22 protein-coding genes and 1 tRNA gene are annotated in these 18,486 nt (G+C 64.5%); 16 read left to right on the top strand and 7 right to left on the bottom strand.

Annotation, left to right across the window (positions count from 1 at the left end; genetic code table 11):
* The first annotated feature begins 50 nt into the window (after positions 1–50).
* The 3 genes from E3O46_RS00815 to E3O46_RS18140 all read left to right on the top strand — a co-directional run bounded on the left by E3O46_RS00815 (position 51) and on the right by E3O46_RS18140 (position 2,578).
* Positions 51–773, top strand: a complete 723-nt coding sequence (locus E3O46_RS00815) for a ferritin-like domain-containing protein (RefSeq protein ID WP_134447461.1) — start codon at positions 51–53, stop codon at positions 771–773.
* A gap of 169 nt (positions 774–942) precedes the next feature.
* The gene (locus E3O46_RS00810) at positions 943–2,406 is read left to right on the top strand and encodes an NAD(P)/FAD-dependent oxidoreductase (protein ID WP_134560921.1); all 1,464 of its coding nucleotides are present in this window, start codon (positions 943–945) and stop codon (positions 2,404–2,406) included.
* Between the two features lie 28 nt (positions 2,407–2,434).
* Positions 2,435–2,578 (top strand): hypothetical protein, encoded by a 144-nt coding sequence (locus E3O46_RS18140; protein WP_166787303.1) that lies wholly within the window; start codon positions 2,435–2,437, stop codon positions 2,576–2,578.
* Positions 2,579–3,252: 674 nt separating this feature from the next.
* On the opposite strand, the gene E3O46_RS00805 is transcribed toward E3O46_RS18140, so the two are convergent.
* The 3 genes from E3O46_RS00805 to E3O46_RS00795 form a co-directional block, all read right to left on the bottom strand.
* Positions 3,253–3,549, bottom strand: coding sequence for an SHOCT domain-containing protein (locus E3O46_RS00805; protein ID WP_134447456.1), 297 nt, complete (start codon positions 3,547–3,549; stop codon positions 3,253–3,255).
* Between the two features lie 58 nt (positions 3,550–3,607).
* On the bottom strand, positions 3,608–3,940 hold the full coding sequence (locus tag E3O46_RS18610) for a sulfocyanin-like copper-binding protein (RefSeq protein WP_241975538.1): 333 nt from the start codon (positions 3,938–3,940) through the stop codon (positions 3,608–3,610).
* A gap of 479 nt (positions 3,941–4,419) precedes the next feature.
* On the bottom strand, positions 4,420–6,504 hold the full coding sequence (locus tag E3O46_RS00795) for a heavy metal translocating P-type ATPase (protein ID WP_134560920.1): 2,085 nt from the start codon (positions 6,502–6,504) through the stop codon (positions 4,420–4,422).
* 214 nt (positions 6,505–6,718) lie between these two features.
* Here E3O46_RS00795 and E3O46_RS18945 point away from each other — a divergent pair, with 214 nt between their 5' ends.
* The 9 genes from E3O46_RS18945 (at position 6,719) to E3O46_RS00755 (ending at position 12,208) form a co-directional block, all read left to right on the top strand.
* Positions 6,719–7,201 (top strand): DUF6153 family protein, encoded by a 483-nt coding sequence (locus E3O46_RS18945; protein WP_420897714.1) that lies wholly within the window; start codon positions 6,719–6,721, stop codon positions 7,199–7,201.
* Positions 7,202–7,354: 153 nt separating this feature from the next.
* Positions 7,355–7,948, top strand: coding sequence for a DUF305 domain-containing protein (locus tag E3O46_RS00790; RefSeq protein WP_338145012.1), 594 nt, complete (start codon positions 7,355–7,357; stop codon positions 7,946–7,948).
* Positions 7,949–8,088: 140 nt separating this feature from the next.
* Positions 8,089–8,454 carry a BlaI/MecI/CopY family transcriptional regulator gene (locus tag E3O46_RS00785; protein WP_134560919.1) on the top strand — a complete coding sequence of 122 codons (366 nt, stop codon included), beginning with the start codon at positions 8,089–8,091 and terminating at the stop codon, positions 8,452–8,454.
* A complete protein-coding gene (locus E3O46_RS00780) occupies positions 8,451–9,524 on the top strand; it encodes a M56 family metallopeptidase (RefSeq protein WP_134560790.1) in 1,074 nt (357 codons plus the stop codon). The genes E3O46_RS00785 and E3O46_RS00780 overlap by 4 nt, the downstream gene beginning before the upstream one ends.
* Positions 9,525–9,634: 110 nt before the next feature.
* Positions 9,635–10,612, top strand: coding sequence for a cytochrome c biogenesis CcdA family protein (locus tag E3O46_RS00775; protein ID WP_134560918.1), 978 nt, complete (start codon positions 9,635–9,637; stop codon positions 10,610–10,612).
* A complete protein-coding gene (locus E3O46_RS00770) occupies positions 10,609–11,280 on the top strand; it encodes a peroxiredoxin family protein (protein ID WP_134447446.1) in 672 nt (223 codons plus the stop codon). Before E3O46_RS00775 ends, E3O46_RS00770 begins: the two co-directional genes overlap by 4 nt.
* On the top strand, positions 11,277–11,561 hold the full coding sequence (locus E3O46_RS00765; protein WP_134560793.1) for a thioredoxin domain-containing protein: 285 nt from the start codon (positions 11,277–11,279) through the stop codon (positions 11,559–11,561). Before E3O46_RS00770 ends, E3O46_RS00765 begins: the two co-directional genes overlap by 4 nt.
* A gap of 1 nt (position 11,562) precedes the next feature.
* Entirely contained in the window at positions 11,563–11,769 is a 207-nt protein-coding gene (locus E3O46_RS00760) for a hypothetical protein (protein ID WP_134560794.1), read from the top strand.
* A 4-nt stretch (positions 11,770–11,773) separates the two neighbouring features.
* Positions 11,774–12,208: a DUF3105 domain-containing protein gene (locus tag E3O46_RS00755; protein ID WP_166790718.1), complete on the top strand. Its 435-nt coding sequence runs from the start codon at positions 11,774–11,776 to the stop codon at positions 12,206–12,208.
* Positions 12,209–12,366: 158 nt separating this feature from the next.
* Here E3O46_RS00755 and E3O46_RS00750 read toward each other — a convergent pair whose 3' ends face one another.
* The 4 genes from E3O46_RS00750 to E3O46_RS00735 all read right to left on the bottom strand — a co-directional run bounded on the left by E3O46_RS00750 (position 12,367) and on the right by E3O46_RS00735 (position 14,619).
* Positions 12,367–13,080: a GAF and ANTAR domain-containing protein gene (locus E3O46_RS00750; RefSeq protein WP_134447439.1), complete on the bottom strand. Its 714-nt coding sequence runs from the start codon at positions 13,078–13,080 to the stop codon at positions 12,367–12,369.
* Positions 13,073–13,804 (bottom strand): GAF and ANTAR domain-containing protein, encoded by a 732-nt coding sequence (locus E3O46_RS00745; protein ID WP_134447437.1) that lies wholly within the window; start codon positions 13,802–13,804, stop codon positions 13,073–13,075. The genes E3O46_RS00750 and E3O46_RS00745 overlap by 8 nt, the downstream gene beginning before the upstream one ends.
* 182 nt (positions 13,805–13,986) lie before the next feature.
* On the bottom strand, positions 13,987–14,325 hold the full coding sequence (locus tag E3O46_RS00740; protein ID WP_134559357.1) for a hypothetical protein: 339 nt from the start codon (positions 14,323–14,325) through the stop codon (positions 13,987–13,989).
* A 221-nt stretch (positions 14,326–14,546) separates the two neighbouring features.
* Positions 14,547–14,619: transfer RNA gene (locus E3O46_RS00735), tRNA-Glu, on the bottom strand.
* Positions 14,620–14,756: 137 nt separating this feature from the next.
* Between E3O46_RS00735 and E3O46_RS00730 the strand changes: the two genes are divergently transcribed.
* The 4 genes from E3O46_RS00730 (at position 14,757) to E3O46_RS00715 (ending at position 18,335) form a co-directional block, all read left to right on the top strand.
* Positions 14,757–15,395, top strand: a complete 639-nt coding sequence (locus E3O46_RS00730) for an MBL fold metallo-hydrolase (RefSeq protein ID WP_134560917.1) — start codon at positions 14,757–14,759, stop codon at positions 15,393–15,395.
* A 228-nt stretch (positions 15,396–15,623) separates the two neighbouring features.
* A complete protein-coding gene (locus E3O46_RS00725; RefSeq protein ID WP_134447432.1) occupies positions 15,624–16,346 on the top strand; it encodes an ABC transporter ATP-binding protein in 723 nt (240 codons plus the stop codon).
* Entirely contained in the window at positions 16,343–17,644 is a 1,302-nt protein-coding gene (locus E3O46_RS00720) for an ABC transporter permease (protein WP_134447431.1), read from the top strand. Before E3O46_RS00725 ends, E3O46_RS00720 begins: the two co-directional genes overlap by 4 nt.
* Positions 17,637–18,335 (top strand): TetR/AcrR family transcriptional regulator, encoded by a 699-nt coding sequence (locus E3O46_RS00715; RefSeq protein ID WP_134447429.1) that lies wholly within the window; start codon positions 17,637–17,639, stop codon positions 18,333–18,335. Before E3O46_RS00720 ends, E3O46_RS00715 begins: the two co-directional genes overlap by 8 nt.
* The last annotated feature ends 151 nt before the right edge of the window (positions 18,336–18,486 follow it).

Here is an 18,486-nt window from a genome sequence, read left to right as displayed (position 1 = left end):
GGGGAGGGAGTTTGTAGGTAGCAACAACCCACAATCTGAAGGAGCACATCATGCGCAAGGGAATCATCATCACCACGGCGATCGCCAGCGGAGTCGTCATCACCGCCCTCATCGCCACACCGAGCATCGCCGCCATGAACCGCGGCGGGGATCCGCAGGGTACCGGACCAACAGCATCCAGCAGCCAGCCATACGCCCAGACTGAGCACATGAACCGCATGGGCGACGGCATGGGCTCCGCCTCCGAGATGGGCGCAGGCATGGGCGCAGGAAACCGTGCCGGCATGCAGGGCGACGCCAGCAAGGGTGTGGGCATGGCCGCCGGCCTCGCCGACGTGGCAAGCGGCACGATGACCGATGAGCAGAAGGCCAGCCTCACTGCGATGGCGGCCGAGGAGAAGGTCGCCCATGACCTGTATGTCGCCTTCGCCGAGAAGTACGACGCGGCGGTCTTCAGCCGGATCGCCCGGTCTGAGACGATGCACCTGGATGCCGTTCGCACTCTTCTGGAGCGCTACAGCATCACCGACCCGACCATCGGCCTCGAGGTCGGTATGTTCCCGACCGACGCCAGCCAGAAGCTCTACGACACCCTGCTTGCCCAGGGCTCGGCGAGCCTGGACGCGGCCAGGGAAACGGCCCGCACGGTCGAGACGACCGACATCGCCGACCTGACGGCGGCTTCGGCCGGAGTCACCGCTCCCGACGTTCTGGCCGTTTACGAGCACCTGCTCACCGCCTCGCAGCACCACCTGTCCGCCTTCGGTGGCTGACACGAACAGACGGTGGAGGGACGTCCACAGACCGTGGGCACCCCTCTTCCCTTCCTGCGATGAACCGACAGCGCGAAAGCAATACCCCATCAGGTATAAGCGATACCCCCTTAGGTATAGGAGTATGGTTCAGAACAACAGCATCGAGGCTGGGATTGAGAGGTCTGACATGGCACGAGTCGTCATTCTGGGAGCCGGGGTTTCCGGCCACACCGCTGCGCTGTTCCTCAAGCGGAGACTGGGCAGGAAGCACGAGGTGGTCGTGGTGTCACCGAACTCGAACTGGAACTGGATCCCCTCGAACATCTGGGTCGGCGTCGGCAAGATGCGCCCCGACAAGGTGGTGTTCCCGCTCGCGCCGATCTACCGGCGGAAGAGAATCGTCTTCCGCCAGGCCCGGGCCGTCGCACTGCGACCGGACGGGGATGCCGACAGTCCCCGCGGAGCCGTGGATGTGGTGTACACGGACCCGAAGCGGGCCGGCCAGACCGAACGCATCCGTTACGACTACCTCATCAATGCGACGGGCCCCCGCCTGAACTTCGAGGCGACCCCGGGCCTCGGCCCGGACGCCGGTCACACCGTGTCGGTCTGCACGCCCAGCCACGCCGTCGAGGCGGCCAAACGCCTGGCTGCGGTCATCGAAACGTTGAAGACCGGTCGCCGGCAAGTCCTGGTGATCGGAGTGGGCCACGGGACCTGCACCTGCGAGGGCGCGGCGTTCGAGTATGCCTTCAATGTCGAACATGAGCTCCGCGCGGCAGGGGTCCGGGAACGCGCAGAGGTCATCTACCTGACCAACGAGCATGAGCTGGGCGATTTCGGCGTCGGCGGAATGACCTTCAGCCAGGGCGACCGCAGGATCACGAGCGAGGCCTGGATGGAGTCGCTCTTCCGCGAACGGGCGATGAAGGCGATCACCCAGGCCGCGGTCACCGAGATCGAACCCGGCCTCATCCACTACCGGCAGATCGACGGTACGGAGAACACCCAGCCGTTCGATTTCGCCATGCTTCTCCCACCGTTCCGTGGCGTGGGCCTTGAGGCCTTCGACAGGGATGGATCCGACATCACGGGTTCGATCTTCGCTCCCAGCGGGTTCATGCGGGTAGACGCGAACTACGAAGCCAAACCATTCGACCAGTGGACGGCGCAAGACTGGCCCAAGACATACCAGAACCCGCTGCACCGCAACGTGTTCGGCATCGGGATCGCGTTTGCCCCGCCGCACGCGATTTCCCGCCCCTATGCGACCCCCGACGGCGTACTGGTCGCACCCGCCCCGCCACGAACAGGCATGCCCTCAGGCTCCATGGGCAAGGCCGTGGCAATGACCATTTCCGACATGGTCCTGAACGGCTCCCCCGAGCCGACCCACACGGCGTCGATGGGCGATATGGCGGCCGCCTGCATCGCCTCGACGGGAACGGGAATGCTCACCGGCACCGCGGCGGCCATGTCGATGTCGCCCATCGTGCCGGACTACTCCCGGCACCCGAACACGGCCGGCCGAGATCCAAAGGAGACAACCGGAGACATCGGGCTCGCCGCCCACTGGGTAAAACGGATGCTGCACACCCTGTTCATCTACAAGGCCAAGGCCTACCCGCTTTGGTACCTCATCCCCGAATAACCTGCTTGACCGACCAAGGGAGATCAGCGTGGACGACGCACAGGCACGAATCGATGCAGCGCCGCTGCCCGGGACGGGCGAATTGCGACGACGAAGCAACCCCGTCCTGCAGTTCATCCGCTTCCTCGGCCTGAACTGGACGATGTACCGACTCGCCAAACATCACGACTGACTGTCACCAGATGCGCGGGTCGCGTCGGCGGGGCAACCGCGCCTTCCGTGCGGTAGCCAGGGATACTCGGCGAGCAGGCGCTCTACCGCGTCGACCCCGCCGGCAAGGTAGTCCGCCCACGCCCAACCGGTGCGACCCGGCGCACCGGACTGGGTGGCCCATCGATCGCGGATGTCGCGAAGCGCCTCGTGGGTATCCTCGTCGGGAGAATCCGAAAGGAGACGGATTGCCCGACGCACCTCGGCAAGGGCCGCAGCCATTCCTTCGAAATACTTCAGGCTCTGCAAGCGGTCAGCGCCGCGCGAAAGAGTGCAGAGCGACTGGCCACCGGAGACGGCAACCAGTCGCTGATGTGTCTCGCTCTGAAGCCTGAGTGCGGAGGCGATGAGTGCCTCCCTGCTCGTCAACACTCGTTCGAAACCCCTCGCGAAGACGGGACAGTGCTGGTTAGTTGCAGGTGCAGCGTTGGGCGGGCGGAACATCGGCCATCACGCTGGCCACATGCTCGCCGCATCCAGCCCAGGTGATCTTGTTGCAACGGTCGCAGCGGACGGGACTACACATGGGTTTCTCCTTCATTGATGAAACGGAAGTACCAGGATACCCCGGGGGGTATCAGATTGCATCAATGATCTGTCAGATGACGAACGGTCCCTAAGATTCCTGATCCTTGTCTAGCGCTTTCCATCGCCGCCGTCGGCACCGGACGATGGAATGCCAAGCACTTTCAGCTGTTCTCGATATTGATCGGCGCTCAGATCGCCGGCTGCGAAGCGCTCGTCCAGAATCTGGCGAGCCTTGCTCGGCTGCACGGCCCCTTCATCGCGCGACGTTGCCGCCCGCTGATCGTGGTGCTGTACCGAACCGCCAAAGGATCGGACCGCCCAAATGGCCAACAGCACGATGCCGACGACGACCAACAACCCGAAGGGCCATCCCCACGCCATGTAAGACCCGTTTCCCCACATCATATTTTTCTCCCTTGCTCTGTTCTGTTTCGATAGCTCAAGAATTCGCGTGTTCGTCGAGTCAGGACACGATCAGCTCCTGGTGCATCCCCGCGGCATAGTGGCCTGGCAGGTTGCAGACGATCTCGTATCGTCCCGGCGCCAGGTTGAGCGTCACCCAGCCGGCGCTCCCGGGAGCGATTCCGGAGCCTTCACCGGCGTTGCACGTTGCGGAGGCCTCGCCGAGACTCGCGGTCTCGTCGACTTTGTTTTCGCTGGAGGTCGGCCTGCTGCCCGCGACCTGCGAATCCGTCAGCGGAAGGATGACCAGTTCGTGGCGGATGCTGCCCTCATTAGTGGCCAGGAAGGAAACGACTCCTGAGCCGACACGGGATCGATCGATGCTGAGACTCATGGTCCCGCGTGGCATCGTTCGATTCCCCGTACTCTTACCCGTCATCCCGTTGTCAGCGCCCATCCTCGAGTTGTTGCCCATCATGGGTCCGCCCATGCTCCGCAGCGACACATTCACAATGGATCCCGCTAGTGGCGGCTGCACGCACGACGATCCGGCCGAGTTACCAAAGACTGGCGCGCTCCCGTTCGTGGCGGTGACGACACCGACGGACAGCCCAGTCAGACCGACGATTGTCGCGACAGCTCCAGCGATCGCCGTTACGACGAGTGCGTTCATGCGCATTTTGCTTCTCCTCTGACGATTTCGTTGAGGGTGTCCACTCTGCGCGCCCCGTATGCAGGACCGTTGGCGAGCGTGTGGAGACTGTATGGAGGATTGACTCGGGGGCTTACTTGCTGGAAGGCGAGCGTTGGGATGTTGTCCGGCTATCCGGCCTCATGGTTGGAGCCAAGTCCTGGTGATGGGATGGTTCATCCTCAGGGATTCCCTGCAGGCCGCGGCAGGCGTAGGCGCTTGAGCATCAGCGCGTTGAAGGCGACGATCACGCTGGAGCCGGACATCGAGATCGCCGCGATCTCGGGGCTGAGCCGGATTCCGAATGCGGGGAAGAAGACGCCAGCCGCGATCGGCAGGGCGATGGCGTTGTATCCGATCGCCCAGCCGAGGTTCTGCCGCATCTTCCGAACGGTTCCCTTCCCGATCCGCAGCGCGACGGGGACGTCCAACGGATCGGACCGCATCAACACGACATCCGCCGTCTCAATGGCGACGTCGGTGCCGGCACCGATCGCGATCCCCAGGTCGGCCTGCGCCAGCGCCGGGGCGTCATTGACTCCGTCGCCAACCATGGCAACGCGTTTGCCGGCGGCCTGAAGTTCGGTGATCTTCGCGGACTTGTCTTCGGGCAACACCTCGGCAATCACGGTATCGATCCCGAGCTGGGAGGCGATGCGTGCGGCGGTGGCTTCGTTGTCTCCGGTGAGCATGACGACCTGGGTCCCGGCGTCATGCAGGGCGGCGACGGCTGCCGCAGCGGTCGGGCCCACGGCATCCGCCAGCGCAACGACGCCGGTCGCCTTGCCGTCCACGGCCAGCAGGACCGCGGTGCGTCCTGTTGACGCCAGCGCATCTCGTTGGTCCTTGACTGGTTCGATATCAACGCCTTGCGCGGTCATCAGCTTGCGGTTGCCGACAAGCACGCGGCGCCCGCTCACGGTCGCCCCGGCCCCGTGACCGGGTACGTTCTCGAAGTCGATGGCGTCGCTCACGGTCACACCCCGTCCCGCAGCGTAGCTGACCACCGCAGCGGCGAGCGGATGCTCCGACTCGCGCTCCACGGCGGCAACGAGTGCCAGCAGTTCGTCTTCGTCGATTCCGATCGCGACGAAGTCGGTCACTTCCGGCTTGCCCTGGGTGAGGGTGCCGGTCTTGTCCATCACCACGGTGTCGATCCGTGCGGCCGTTTCCAGCGCGGTCGCAGTCTTGAACAAGACGCCGCGCCTGGCGCCAAGTCCGGTCCCGACCATGATCGCCGTCGGGGTCGCCAGCCCGAGCGCGTCCGGGCACGTGATGACGACCACGGTGATCGCGAACAGCATGGCCGTGGGACCGGTTGCGCCCGAGATCAGCCAGACAAGGAGGGTGGCGATTCCGCCGATCAGGGCGACCAGCACGAGCCAGAACGCCGCCCGGTCGGCCAGGCGCTGGCCGGGAGCCTTGGAATTCTGGGCCTCCTGCACGAGCGCGACGATCTGGGCGAGTGCGGTGTCCGCGCCCACCTTCGTCGCCCGGACCCGGAGGGTGCCCGTGGTGTTCACGGTGGCGCCGATCACCGTGGAGCCGGCCGTCTTGGCCACGGGAAGACTCTCCCCGGTGACCATGGATTCATCGATATCGGAATCACCGGACTCGACAACGCCGTCGGTGGGGACCTTGGATCCCGGGCGCACGAGCATCAGGTCGCCCGGAACAATGTCCGCGGTGGGAATTTCAACGGGTTCGCCCTCGCGGATCACGAAGGCCTGCGCGGGGGCCAGCTCGAGCAGGGTGCGGACGGCGTCATTGGCGCCGCCCCGTGCCCGCATTTCGACCCAGTGCCCCAGCAGTACAAAACTGGCCAGGACAGTGGCGGCCTCGTAGAAGACGTCGCCGCCGCCGGTCAGGGTGACCACGACGCTGTAGAGCCAGCCCGATCCGACGCCGACGGCCACAAGCACCATCATGTCGAGCGTTCTCGCCCGCAGCGCCCGGTAGGCGCCGTCCAAGAAGATCCATGCGGAGTAGAAGATCACCGGAAGTGAAAGGATCAGCGCTGCTATGTCGTCACGGAGCCCGAACGGTGCCTGAAAAGTGAACCCAATGACCTCCCGGCCGATCGGCGATAAAAGCGTGATCGGAACGGACAGGATCGCGGCCACCAGGAACCGGTTGCGCATATCCCGGATCATGCTGCTCATCGTCATGGTGCCATGGCCGCCGCCGTGCCCCATGCCGTCTTGCCTCGTCGTGGTCGTGGCTGCCGCATGCGCATGCATGATCCTGGTCTCGGCCGATGGGCTCATATGAACGATTCTCTCGAGGAAATTGCTGGTGCTCGACACCGTGTCTCTCGGTGCCTACATCATCAGCCTATACCCCCCATAGGTATGAGACCTTTGGTGACCTCTGGCTGTCTCTTCGTGGAATCAGGTGGGTCCTCTCAGACCGCGCGGAGCATCCGTTGACTACAGTGTGAGCATTGCCGCCTCCGGACGGCACGGGAAGGAAGGGAACGCCATGGTGGAAGCTCAGCCGTGCAGGCGCGCGTTCACAGCCGCCGCGCAACTGCGCCTTTCGCTCCTCGGAATCCTCTCGCTTGCGGCCATCGTTTTCGGATTGGTAGCGATGCATGCAGGGATGGCGGCAGAATCCGAAGCCTCACCGCATTCCCACGCTATGTCTGACGCACATTCGAACATGTCAGTCCTCAGCGCAGGGGGGTCGGACTTCGAACTGCCGTCCGCCTCGATTTCCATGGCATCTGCATCTGGAAGGTCGCACCTGCCGTCGACTTGTCTCGGCATGTGTGCCACCGATTGCCTCATGACAGGGTCCGCGTGTGCCGCCGGACTCATCGCGCACTCCCCCAATCCTGCAGCCCAGCACGCAATTGCCCTCGTTGCCGACCGCTCCTCCGTGCGCGCAGCACCCACTTTCCCGCTTCGCCTCCCTCCACAACGACCGCCCTCGCTGACGGCCCTGTCGATTAGCCGCGTCTGATCAACAACCGGCTGTGAGCCTCCACCTGGTGCGGCGGACTCTCCCCATTCCAGCAATTTCCGTGTCTCGCTGCATCCGCGAGCACGCTCGCTGTCTCCGGATCTTCTTCCGCAGACGACAATCACGACCCTTGTTTGACAGATTGGACTCCCCTTGATTTCCCTACGCATTCCCCTCCTGACCGCCACCGCGCTAGCCGCAGCCATCGCCCTGTCCGCCTGTTCGGCCGGTGCCACCACGGCCGGCGGCGCCAGTGCATCCGCATCCTCCGCCCCCGCCGCATCGACAGCGGTGTTCAACGATGCCGACGTCTCGTTCGCCATGCCGATGGTCGACCACCACCAGCAGGCGATCACCATGGCCCAGACCATGCTCGACAAGACCGGGGTCGATCCACGCGTCACCGCTCTCGCCGAGCAGATCAAGGCGGCCCAAGGGCCGGAGATCACGATGATGAGCTCCTGGGTCACAGCCTGGGGTGCGACCGCCACCAACATGCCCGGAATGGACATGAGTTCAGGTTCCATGACCGATGGGGACATGGCCGCGCTCGACGCTGCGACCGGCCCGGCCGCGGACAAGCTGTTCCTCCAGCAGATGATCCAGCACCACCAGGGCGCGATTGACATGGCCAACGTCGAGCTCAAGGACGGGCAGAACCCGGAAGCACAGGCATTGGCCACGAAGATCATTGCCGACCAGACGGCGCAGATCAGACAAATGCAGGACATCCTGGCCACCATGTAGCCGACCCCCTGACAAGCCGCGGAGCGTTCATGGCACTCCGCGGCCCCTGGCCGCCTAATCAACTTAGGTGACTACGATTGACGTGAACTCCCATTTCCGGTCGGTTCGCGAGGGACACCAATTTTCGAAAGGGCTCGACGATGGCAAAGTTCGGTGATCTGGAAAACGCGATCATGAACGAGGTCTGGCAGGCCGAGGACCCGCTCCTGGTGCGGGAAATCCTCGACAGGCTCGATCGCGGGCTCGCCTACAACACCGTGCAGACGGTCACCGAGATCCTCAATCGCAAGGGCTGGCTCAGCAAGGAACGGGACGGCCGCGCATTCCGCTATGGTCCCGCGGCCACCCGGGACGATTATGTGTCCGGACTCATCCGCGAGGCGCTGTCCTTCGCCGACGATCGGGCGGCAGCACTCGTGGGCTTCGTCGACGAAATGCCCGACGACGAAGCAGCCGAACTCCGCCGTTTGCTTTCCGCCGCGCAGGACAACGAGCCGGAGTCATGACTGTCGCAATCATCCTGACCGTGTACGCGATAGCGCTCTCCCTTGCCGCCCCCCGGCTCCTGTTGCGCGCGAACTGGGTCGATCGCGCGCCTCGGCTCGCTATCGCGTCCTGGCAGGCCCTGACGGTCGCGGTCGTGGGCTCGCTGGCCCTCGCCGGCCTGTCCTTCGCGATTCCCATCGCCGGCCTGGGCGGACAGGGCATCATCGACGACCTCCAGGCTTGTGCAATGGCGCTGCAACAGCAGTATTCGACGCCGGCCGGTGCCGCCGTCGGTATTGGTGGGGCGCTGCTGGCCGGCGCCGTCATCACTCGCTGCTTCTGGGGCCTGGCATCAACGGGCGCCCGGATGTCACGGGAGCGCAATGCACATCGTCGAGTTCTGGACATGGTTGGTCGCCCGGATTTCGATCGCGATATCGTCATCCTCGATTCCACGGAAGCGGCGGTTTACTGCATGCCGGGAATCCACCGGCGCACTGTAGCCACCACGGCCGCGCTTCACGCTTTGACGGACGAGGAGCTCATCGCGGTTTTGGCCCATGAGCGCGCACACCTCACTGAACGGCATGACCTCGCCCTGGCATTCTCCGTGGCACTGTCGCAGGCCTTTCACGGGCTCCCGCCTTTCCGGCTGGCTGCGCGGGAGACGGCTCGCCTGGTTGAACTTCGTGCCGACGATGTCGCTGCCGCACGAACTCACCGGCTCACGGTCGCGGCGGCGCTCCTGGCCGTCGTAGCCGTGCCGCCGCATGCAGTGCCGGCCGTCGCACTCGGAGCCACTGGAACCGGGGCTGCGGCCCGCGTCCGCCGACTCCTCCCTCCACGCCAGTCTGTGGGTCGCGTCCCCGCGTGCGTTGCAGCGGCCGCGATCGCGCTGCTGCTGGTCGCGCCCGGACTCGCCCTCGGCTGGCCGGCCGTGACGAGCGCGGACCACGCGTTGTGCCCCGCCGAGCCGGAAACCAGCCTGTCGGCGTCCCTTTCTTCTTCCGGCAGCGCGCCTGCGCCTGCGCCCGCCGCGCATGCCCCGTGTGCCGTCGACAGCATGGACGAGGGTCGCTTCTCCAGCTGACTTTCAGCTTCGGCACGCCAGCTAGACAACTGCATCACCATCACCTAATCTCCTTAGGAGGATAGGTGAATGTCCGCGCAGGACGCGGCCCGAGTGAAGGCGACGAATATATGGAAAATCTACTGTTCGGCGGCACTCTGCTCGCCGCCTTCCTGGGCGGCCTGGTTGCCCTGCTCGCGCCCTGTTGCGTGTCGGTGATGTTGCCCGCCTACTTGGCGTCGGGCATGCGTCGGCGTTCCGGCATCGTGGGAGCGACCTTGGTCTTCGCTGCCGGGGTCGCGACCATCATCGTGCCGATCGGTTTGGGAGCAACGGCCCTGATCGGCCTGATCTCCGGCCAGCACGCGATCGTCTTCACGATCGCCGCCACGGCAATGCTGATCGGAGGAATCGCAATGCTGTTCGGCTGGAAGCTGCAGCTTCCGATGCTCGCCCGCCGCGTTCCCGCCGGTCACGGCCTCGCCTCGGTCTACGGACTCGGAGTGTTCTCCGGCGCGGCCAGCTCGTGCTGCGCTCCGGTACTGATCGGCGTAGCGGTCCTCTCCGGCGCAACGGCTTCGTTCCCCGCGGCACTGGCCGTTGGCCTCACCTATGTGGCCGGAATGGTCGCCCCCCTCGCCGTCCTGGCGCTGGTCTGGGACCGCAGGGACTGGGGCTCAAGCAAGTGGCTTCAGGGACGCCAGATCACCCTGCACCTGGGCCGGTACCGCCGCAGCCTCGCCGTCGGCAGCTTCGCCTCCGCCGTCCTACTCATCGTGATGGCCATCCTCACCTATTTCCAGGCCGCGGTCGGACCCGGCATGACCTCAGGCGGCTGGCTCGCCCAGTTCGGCGCCGACCTCCAACACAGTGTCTCCGTCGCGACCAAGGCGCTCGCCTGGCTTCCCGGCTGGGCCGTGGCGATCGCGCTGGTTGCCTCCGGCGGCTATTTCGTGTGGCGCGCCACCCGCCACACCGAGCCAAAGCCCCCGGAACCAACCTTGGCAACACCCGACGGGCCGGCTCAGTCCGCCGACTCTGAATCCAGCTGCTGCAGCGATGCAGCCCTCGAAACCCCCGCACGCACAGGACAGGACACCACCAAATGAGTTCCGCCCCCAAAAACACGCAACAGTCCCCCAGCATCCGGTCCCGCCGCCCCGGCTGGTTCGGCTGGATCACCGGGCTGCTGATCGCCGGCATCGTCCTCGCCGGGCTATACGGCGTCTTCGCCAGCGCCAACGCCCCGAAGACGGCAGCCGCCGGTACGACGACGCAGTCGTCGTACGACGTCGGAACCCCCGGCATCGGTCAGGTCGCACCAGGCTTCACGCTCGCCGACAACTCCGGCGGACAGGTGTCCCTGGCCGACTACTCCGGCAAAAGTGTACTGCTCTTCTTTCAGGAAGGCCTGGCCTGCGAACCATGCTGGACGCAGATCACCAGCCTGGAAACGGACGCCGCGAAGCTCCAGGCCGCGGGAATCGACGCCGTCGTGTCCATCACAACCGACCCGGCCCAGCAGATCGCTCGGAAAACCACCGACATGGGCCTGAAAACTCCGGTCCTGTCCGACCCCGACCTGGTCACTTCGAAAAAGTACCACGCCAACGAATTCGGCATGATGGGCACCAGCACCGATGGCCACAGCTTCATCCTCGTGGGTCCCGACGGCACCATCACATGGCGCGCCGACTACGGCGGGGCTCCGAAGTACACCATGTTCGTGCCCGTCGACCAGCTTCTCCTCGACCTGAAGACCGATACGACGTCATGATCACCCTGACCCTGCTCACTCAAGGCGACTGCCCCTCCTGTATCGCGGGAAAGAGAGTACTTGCCGAATTGTCCGCCGAATTCGCCCTCCAGATCGACGAGGTCGACGTGAACAGCGACACCGGCCGCGCGATCGCCCGTGAGCAGCGCCTGGCCTTCACCCCCGGGCTTGTCGCCGACGGCCGGCTGATCGCGCACGGGCGTCTGTCGACCCGCGCCCTCCGGCGGAAATTCACCACCATGGTCAAAACCACCCAATCAACCCAACCAGAAGGATCCTGACATGCAGCAATTCCTGTACATCCTCCCCGCCCTGATCTGCCCCGTCGGCATGGGCCTGATGATGTGGTTCATGATGCGCGGACGCGGCCGCGGCAAAACAGCCGACGGTCCCGAAGAACAGGAACTCGCCCGCCTGCGCGCCGAAGTCGCCGCCCTCCGTCCACACGCCACGGCATTCGATGAACGGCGCGGCACCGACGTCCGTTGACGGCGTGCAGACCTTTCCGAACCAGACATCCGAGCACGTCACCGGGACCGTGAAATACGACGCGCTGCCACCGGTGGGCGGAGACCACTCCGTCACTCTCCTGAACTGTGGCGTGTATTCCGAGAACGTCCCCAATGAGAATGCGGTGCACTCTCTCGAGCACGGCGCCGTCTGGGTCGCCTACGACGCTTCAACGGTGACGGGTGATCAACTCGCAGCGCTGCGCAAGGTGATCCCCTCCACATACGCGATCCTCTCTCCGTTCTCCGGTCTCCCGTCGTCGATCGTCGCATCGGCATGGGGCGCGCAGCTCGACATCAGCGACCCTTCCGACCCCCGGCTCGCGGCATTCATTGCCCAGTACCGCGGGGCCACAACCGCTCCGGAACCGGGTTCGCCCTGCACCGTCGGCCTTGACGGTCCCGGCAAAGTGTCCTGACCCAACGCGATCCGGATCCCGCTCGATTGTCTTCCGAGCGACACGCATCGGGTTCGGCTCGCCAACCAGGAGCACAGCATCGCCTGGACCCCTTCAGGCGATATGCGTCCGGCCCCTCACCGCGCGCGAGCCACCGAGGCAAACTCGGGCCGGAGGCCTCAGATCACAAGGGTCTGGTCAACGAGACCTTGGGCCACTCTCGACAACAGCAAGCGGTTGGTTCGGGCGTACGTCCGCAGCAGGATGAACGCTTCCTCCATGGAGATGCCGCGAGAGTGCGCAAGCACGCCTTTGGCCTGTTCGATCACCACTCGGGACGTCAGTGCGTTGGTGAGCTGTTCGCGAACGGACATGCTTTCCCGAAGCGTGCGTTCCTGCAGGATTCCAATCGTGGCCACGTCGGCTAGCGCCTGTGCGGCTCGAACGTCTCGGGGCGGCAAGGCTCCGGGAACGCTGGACAGCAGGTTGAGTGCACCGATCGTGGTCTCGCGCAACCGCAGTGGGATGGCGAAGACGGCAGCGAATCCCTGTTCCCGGGCGCTGTCCCGAAAACGTTGCCACTCGGGAGGGCTGTCCTCAACGTCCGGCAGCGATACGACAGAGCCTGTCGTGAAGGATTCCACGCAGGGGCCCGCACGGGCACTCAATTGCATGACTTCGACGAGCCTGCTCGCCTCACTGGTCGAGGCGATCACCTCCAACTCGCCGTCGGCATCCGCCAGGAGGATGCCCGCCGCCGAGATGTCGAAGAGATCCGCGCAACTCTCGACCAGCGTCTGCAGAAGATCGACCACGTCATAGTCGGCCACGAGGGTGTCGGCGAGGGTCGCGAACGTGTCGATCAAGCGATCCTCGCGGGTGCTGTCAATCATGAGACCCTTCGATCTGCTTTTCGTTCACGGCAAAGCTCAATCGACGGTCGATGATCTCGGCTGAAATGTCGAGCATGGATCGTCCGGCGGCGAACGCATGTCCCTGGATCACGAGGAAGGCATCCGTGGCGGGAATGCCCAGCTGCGCCAGGACCATGCCCGTGGCCTGATGGATCTCCCGACGAGAGAATGCCCGCCGGGTGGCCGTGTCCGCCTCACCCACGAGGTCACTTTCGGACAGCCGGAGAGCTCGAGAGAGAACCATCCGGCTCACCACGGTTGCGAGGATCTCGATGTGCCGGATGTCTTGCTCACCGAGGCGAAACGGGTGGTTCGTGTACAGGTCGATCGCCCCGATGCGCAGCGGGCCCAGCATCAATGGAAAAGCAAAGAGCGCACCGAAATCTTCGGCGATGATTGCTTCCGAAAAGGCCGGCCACACGTGGTTGGGCCGTTCACGGATGTCCGGCTCCAGGACTGGCGCCGCAGTCTCCAGCGCGTCCCAGCACGGGCCCTCACCAAGATCGAATTGCAGCTCGTCGAGCCGGAACGATTGCGCGTCGCTCGCGGAAATTGTTTCAGCGGCGAGAATGTGGCCGAACGTGGAGATGGACAGCCCGTCGACAGGCAACAGAGCCAGAAGGGGCTCATACAGGCGCGATTCGTCACCCGTCAGAGCGTTCAACGAGTCCTCCGTCGCGGCTAGTCGGTCAGGCATCGACATCGCACCCGCGATTCTTACTACCTGCTTGGTTCACACGCCTCCGTTGCATATCCGCAACGTACTCCACCGACTTCGGAATAACATCAATCGGCACAAACAGATTCGCATCGTCACGATCCCGACCCCCGTTGGCTACACCAGGGAGACGTGCCGTTCGCGGTCTGGCACCTACTTCGTCATCATCAGAGATCGTCCAGGTCCGGGTCACTCCATTCGCAGTCCGGGACTGCGATCGTTTCCAGGTACCCGTTCTGGCTCGGGGCGGAAGCCAGCACTTCGAGATTCGAGAGGTGAGTGACGGTCTCCGACGCATCGGGTTCAGGCCACGGTGATTCTTCTGGAATGACCAGGAACGGGCTTGCCGGTGCGAGGAGCAACGTTGCAGTCACGATCGTGCCGTTGATGAGAACAACGGGAATGCGCGCGACCGCGGAGCAGCTCTTGACATTGAGGACGACCAAAAGGGCAACGAGTGCGTCACCGATTCGATCTGCCGTCAAGAACGAGGCGCCACCGAACATAATTCGTCTCATGCTCCCACGCTGAACTCGTTTGCGGCCGGGCACAAGGCCTTGCACGCCCGTGCTGGGCTTGGGGCACCTGACAGTGTCGCAACGGCCCTCGATCAGATGGCCTGCAAATCGGATATTGCCAGAATATTGCCAAACCCGAAAACGACCCTTCCGGGGCGCTTAAACAAGAAAGCCCGGTTCCCTCTATTTTCAAGGGAACCGGGCAATTGTGACCCCAGCGGGATTCGAACCCGCGTTACCGCCGTGAGAGGGCGATGTCCTAGGCCGCTAAACGATGGGGCCGTTTTTGCAACTTACCGAGTATGCCACACGGATCGGGTCCGCTCCAAACCGAGCAGACGACACGGCACGTCGTCGGCTTGCATCACCCGGCCATCTGGGTATTAGCTCGGTCCAGACACCCGACAGAACGGACCGAAATGAAACTGACCAAGCTCGAGCACGCGGCCCTGATCGTCGAGGTAGCGGGACGCAAGCTCTACATCGATCCGGGTTCCTACACGACGGCAGTGACCGACACGGCACGGGCGGATGCCGTCGTCATCACACACGAGCACCCGGACCACTGGACCCCCGAACAGCTCGACCGCATCATCGCCTTCAGCCCCGATGTGCGGATCTTCGGACCGGCGGGGGTCGTCGCAGCGGCATCGGGATACCCCGTCGAAGTCGTCCACGACGGCGACACCGTGACGGTCGGCGAGTTCACCCTTCGCTTCTTCGGGCGCACCCACGCCGTCATCCACTCCTCGATCCCCGTGATCGACAACGTGGGCGTGCTCGTCAACGACCGGTTGTACTACGCCGGCGATTCCTTCACGGTCCCGGCAGGAGTGGATGTCGACACGCTCGCCGTTCCGGCCGGCGCGCCCTGGTTGAAGATCAGTGAAGTGATCGACTACGTGCTCGCCGTGAAGCCGCGCCGCACCTTCCCGACCCACGAAATGCTGCTGTCGCGCGCAGGCAAGGACCTCTCCAATCTGCGTATCACCGCGGCGACCGAACAGGTCGGTGGGGAGTTCTCCGCCCTCGAACCGAACGAGACGCTCGACCTCTGAACCGCACCGGCCGACATCCGCTGGCGTGACACCCGGAATGCACGTCGTACGCTGGGATGACTGGGAGATGAATGTCGGCTGGTTCCCAGTCGTCTCCCAGCGAGCGCCGTGAATGTGCAGCTACTGTAAATTTATTGTCTGCGCACTGTTTTCGCCAGCATCCGCTGGCCATGACGGCTTCCGCGGGTCGAGCGAAGCGCTCCAGCCACCCAACGAAGGAAAGCCCGCATGAGTGTTCCCGTCCTGTCCGCGCAGGTCATAGGCAAGTCCTATGGCAGTGGAGCCAACCGCTTTGATGCGCTCAAGGGCGTTTCCCTCGACATCCAGGCGGGCGAGTCCGTCGCCATCGTCGGCAAGAGCGGCTCGGGCAAGTCGACGCTCATGCACCTTCTCGCGCTCCTCGACGATCCAGACTCCGGCGTTCTCCTCGTCGAAGGCACAGATGCCAAGAAGCTCAAGGCGAAGGAACTCAACCGGCTCCGCAACCAGGACTTCGGTTTCGTGTTCCAGCAGTTCTTCCTCACCGCGAATGCGACTGTGCTGGAAAACGTCGTCCTTCCCCTCACGATCGCCGGCGTCGGGGCCAAGGAGCGCAAGTCCCGCGGCATGGCCGCACTGGAACAGCTCGAACTGGCCGACAAGGCCAAGAACAAGGCGAAGAACCTTTCCGGTGGCCAGAAGCAGCGCGCGGTCATCGCGCGCGCGCTCGTGAACAACCCCAAGGTCATCTTCGCCGACGAGCCCACCGGAAACCTCGACTCCGCCACTGGAGCCGTCGTGGAAGACATCCTCTTCAAGCTCAACAAGGAGAACGGCATCACGCTCATCATCGTGACCCACGACACAGAGCTCGCAGCCCGCTGCGACCGCCAGATCTTCATCCGCGATGGCCTCGAAGAGACCGCCGACTCCCCCACGGGAACCCACAAGAGAGGCGGGGCCCACTCGTGAAGTTCCTCGATATCGTCCGCTCCGCCATCCAGAACAGCTTCCGCAACAAGCTCCGCACCGGTCTCACCGTCGTCGCCATCTTCATCGGCGCCTTCACGCTGACGATCACGAGCGGCATCGGCACCGGCGTGACCGCCTACATCAACGGACAGGTTTCGGCGATCGGCGCCGCCGACGTGCTCACCATCACCAAGGCAGCGGATGCGACGGCCACGGCCAGCGACGGACCGGCTGCCTACGACCCGAGCAAGTCCACGACCGTGAGCCTCGGCAACGGGTCGCGCCCCGGCTCGACCATCCAGGCGCTGACCACGGCGGACCTCGCGAAGATCAAGGCGACCGCAGGCATCCTGAGCGTCGACCCCGCCGTGCGGGTTTCGCCGGACTACGTCGAATATGCCGGAAACGGAAAGTTCGAGCTCACGGTCAGCCAGACCGGGACCATCACGACGGCAGACCTCGCCGCGGGGGCTCAGCTCGACAACAGCAGTTCGAGCGACCAGCTCCTCCTGCCGACGACCTACCTCGACAACCTCGGCTACGCGGACGCCAAGGCGGCCGTCGGCACAACAGTCAGCATCGGCATCACCGACTACACCGGAACCCAGCAGACCGTCACGGCCACCGTCGTCGGCGTGCAGAACGAGACGCTCCTCGGCAGCGGGGCCGGGCTCAACCGGAGCCTCGTCGCCCACCTGCACACCGTCGCAACCACCGGTGAGCCCGCTGGAGTGTCCGCCGGCTATGCGACCGCGGTCGCGCACTTCGACGTCTCGGCGACGAAAGCACAGATCACCGCGATCAAGGATGACCTCAGCGCGCAGGGCTACTCCTCGCAGACAGTTGCCGACACGATCGGCGCCTTCGAGACTGTGATCAACGTCATCATCGGCGTGCTCAACGCTTTCGCAGTGATCGCCCTGATCGCCGCCGGATTCGGCATCGTCAACACTCTCCTGATGAGCGTGCAGGAACGTACCCGCGAAATCGGGCTGATGAAGGCCATGGGCATGAACGGCGGCCGCGTCTATGCCCTGTTCAGCATGGAGGCGGTCTTCATCGGCTTCCTCGGCAGCGCACTCGGCGTCATCGCGGCGATCGGTGTGGGTTCGCTCATCAGCAACCTCCTCGCGAACGGGATATTCTCGGCCCTGCCCGGTCTCCAGGTCGTGCAGTTCGCTCCGGCCTCGATCGCCATCATCGTCGGGGTGGTGATGCTGATCGCGTTCCTCGCCGGCACCCTGCCTGCGAGGGCCGCCGCACGTCAGAACCCCATCGACGCGCTGCGGTATGAGTAGCTCCGCGGCATCCACGCAGAGCACCCCCACCGGCCCGGGGCCCGACGAGGGGCTGCGCGCCCGCAAGCGCGCCGCCACCCAGGCCGCGCTCGAAGCAGCCGCGATCAGCCAGGCCAGTGAACACGGGTACCACCACGTCACCGTCGACATGATCTGCGAAGCAGCCCAGGTCTCCCAGCGCACCTTCTTCAACTACTTCGCGACGAAGGAGGCCGCCTTCCTCGGAGCGTCCCCTCCCATTCCGTCCGAGGGCGCGGTGAAGAGATTCATCACGGGCAACGGTGGATCCGTGCTCGCCGAACTCGTCCTGATGATCGAGTCCGCGATTGTCGCGAGCGAGCCGGACCGCGACGTTCTCCGGGCCAGGCGCACGCTCATCGAGAACACCCCCGAATTGTTCTCAAGCGAGATCATCCGTCTTGCCGAACTCGAAGACCGGCTCGCGGGCATCGTCCTCCAGCGTTTCGAGGCCCGCGGACGCACGGAGGCGACCACGCCGGACATTCTCGACGAGGCGCACATGGTCGTCGGTCTGGCGGTCAGCATCCTCCGCTTCGCGATGCGCAAGGCATCGGAATCCGACTACTCCGCCGATCCCCGTGCCATCCTGCGCCATGCCATCGGGCTTGTCGAGCGCATCACCGGGGTCAATCCGTTCACAACGGATGCCCGTGAACCTCGGAGAGACTAGCTCACGGTAAGAGCTCCCTGTGTATCCACACACTGCGGTTGCAAAACGTGAGGAATTGTCTACTTTGGTTCAGTAGAGACCTCACGCCGCGCTCCTGGGTGCGAACGGAATCTCGCAACTGAATCAACGCACACCTTCGACGAGTCAGCCC

Origin of the sequence: Cryobacterium glucosi (assembly GCF_004402235.1) — a bacterium.
Lineage (GTDB): Bacteria > Actinomycetota > Actinomycetes > Actinomycetales > Microbacteriaceae > Cryobacterium > Cryobacterium glucosi.
This window is presented reverse-complemented; position numbering and strand designations above follow the sequence as displayed.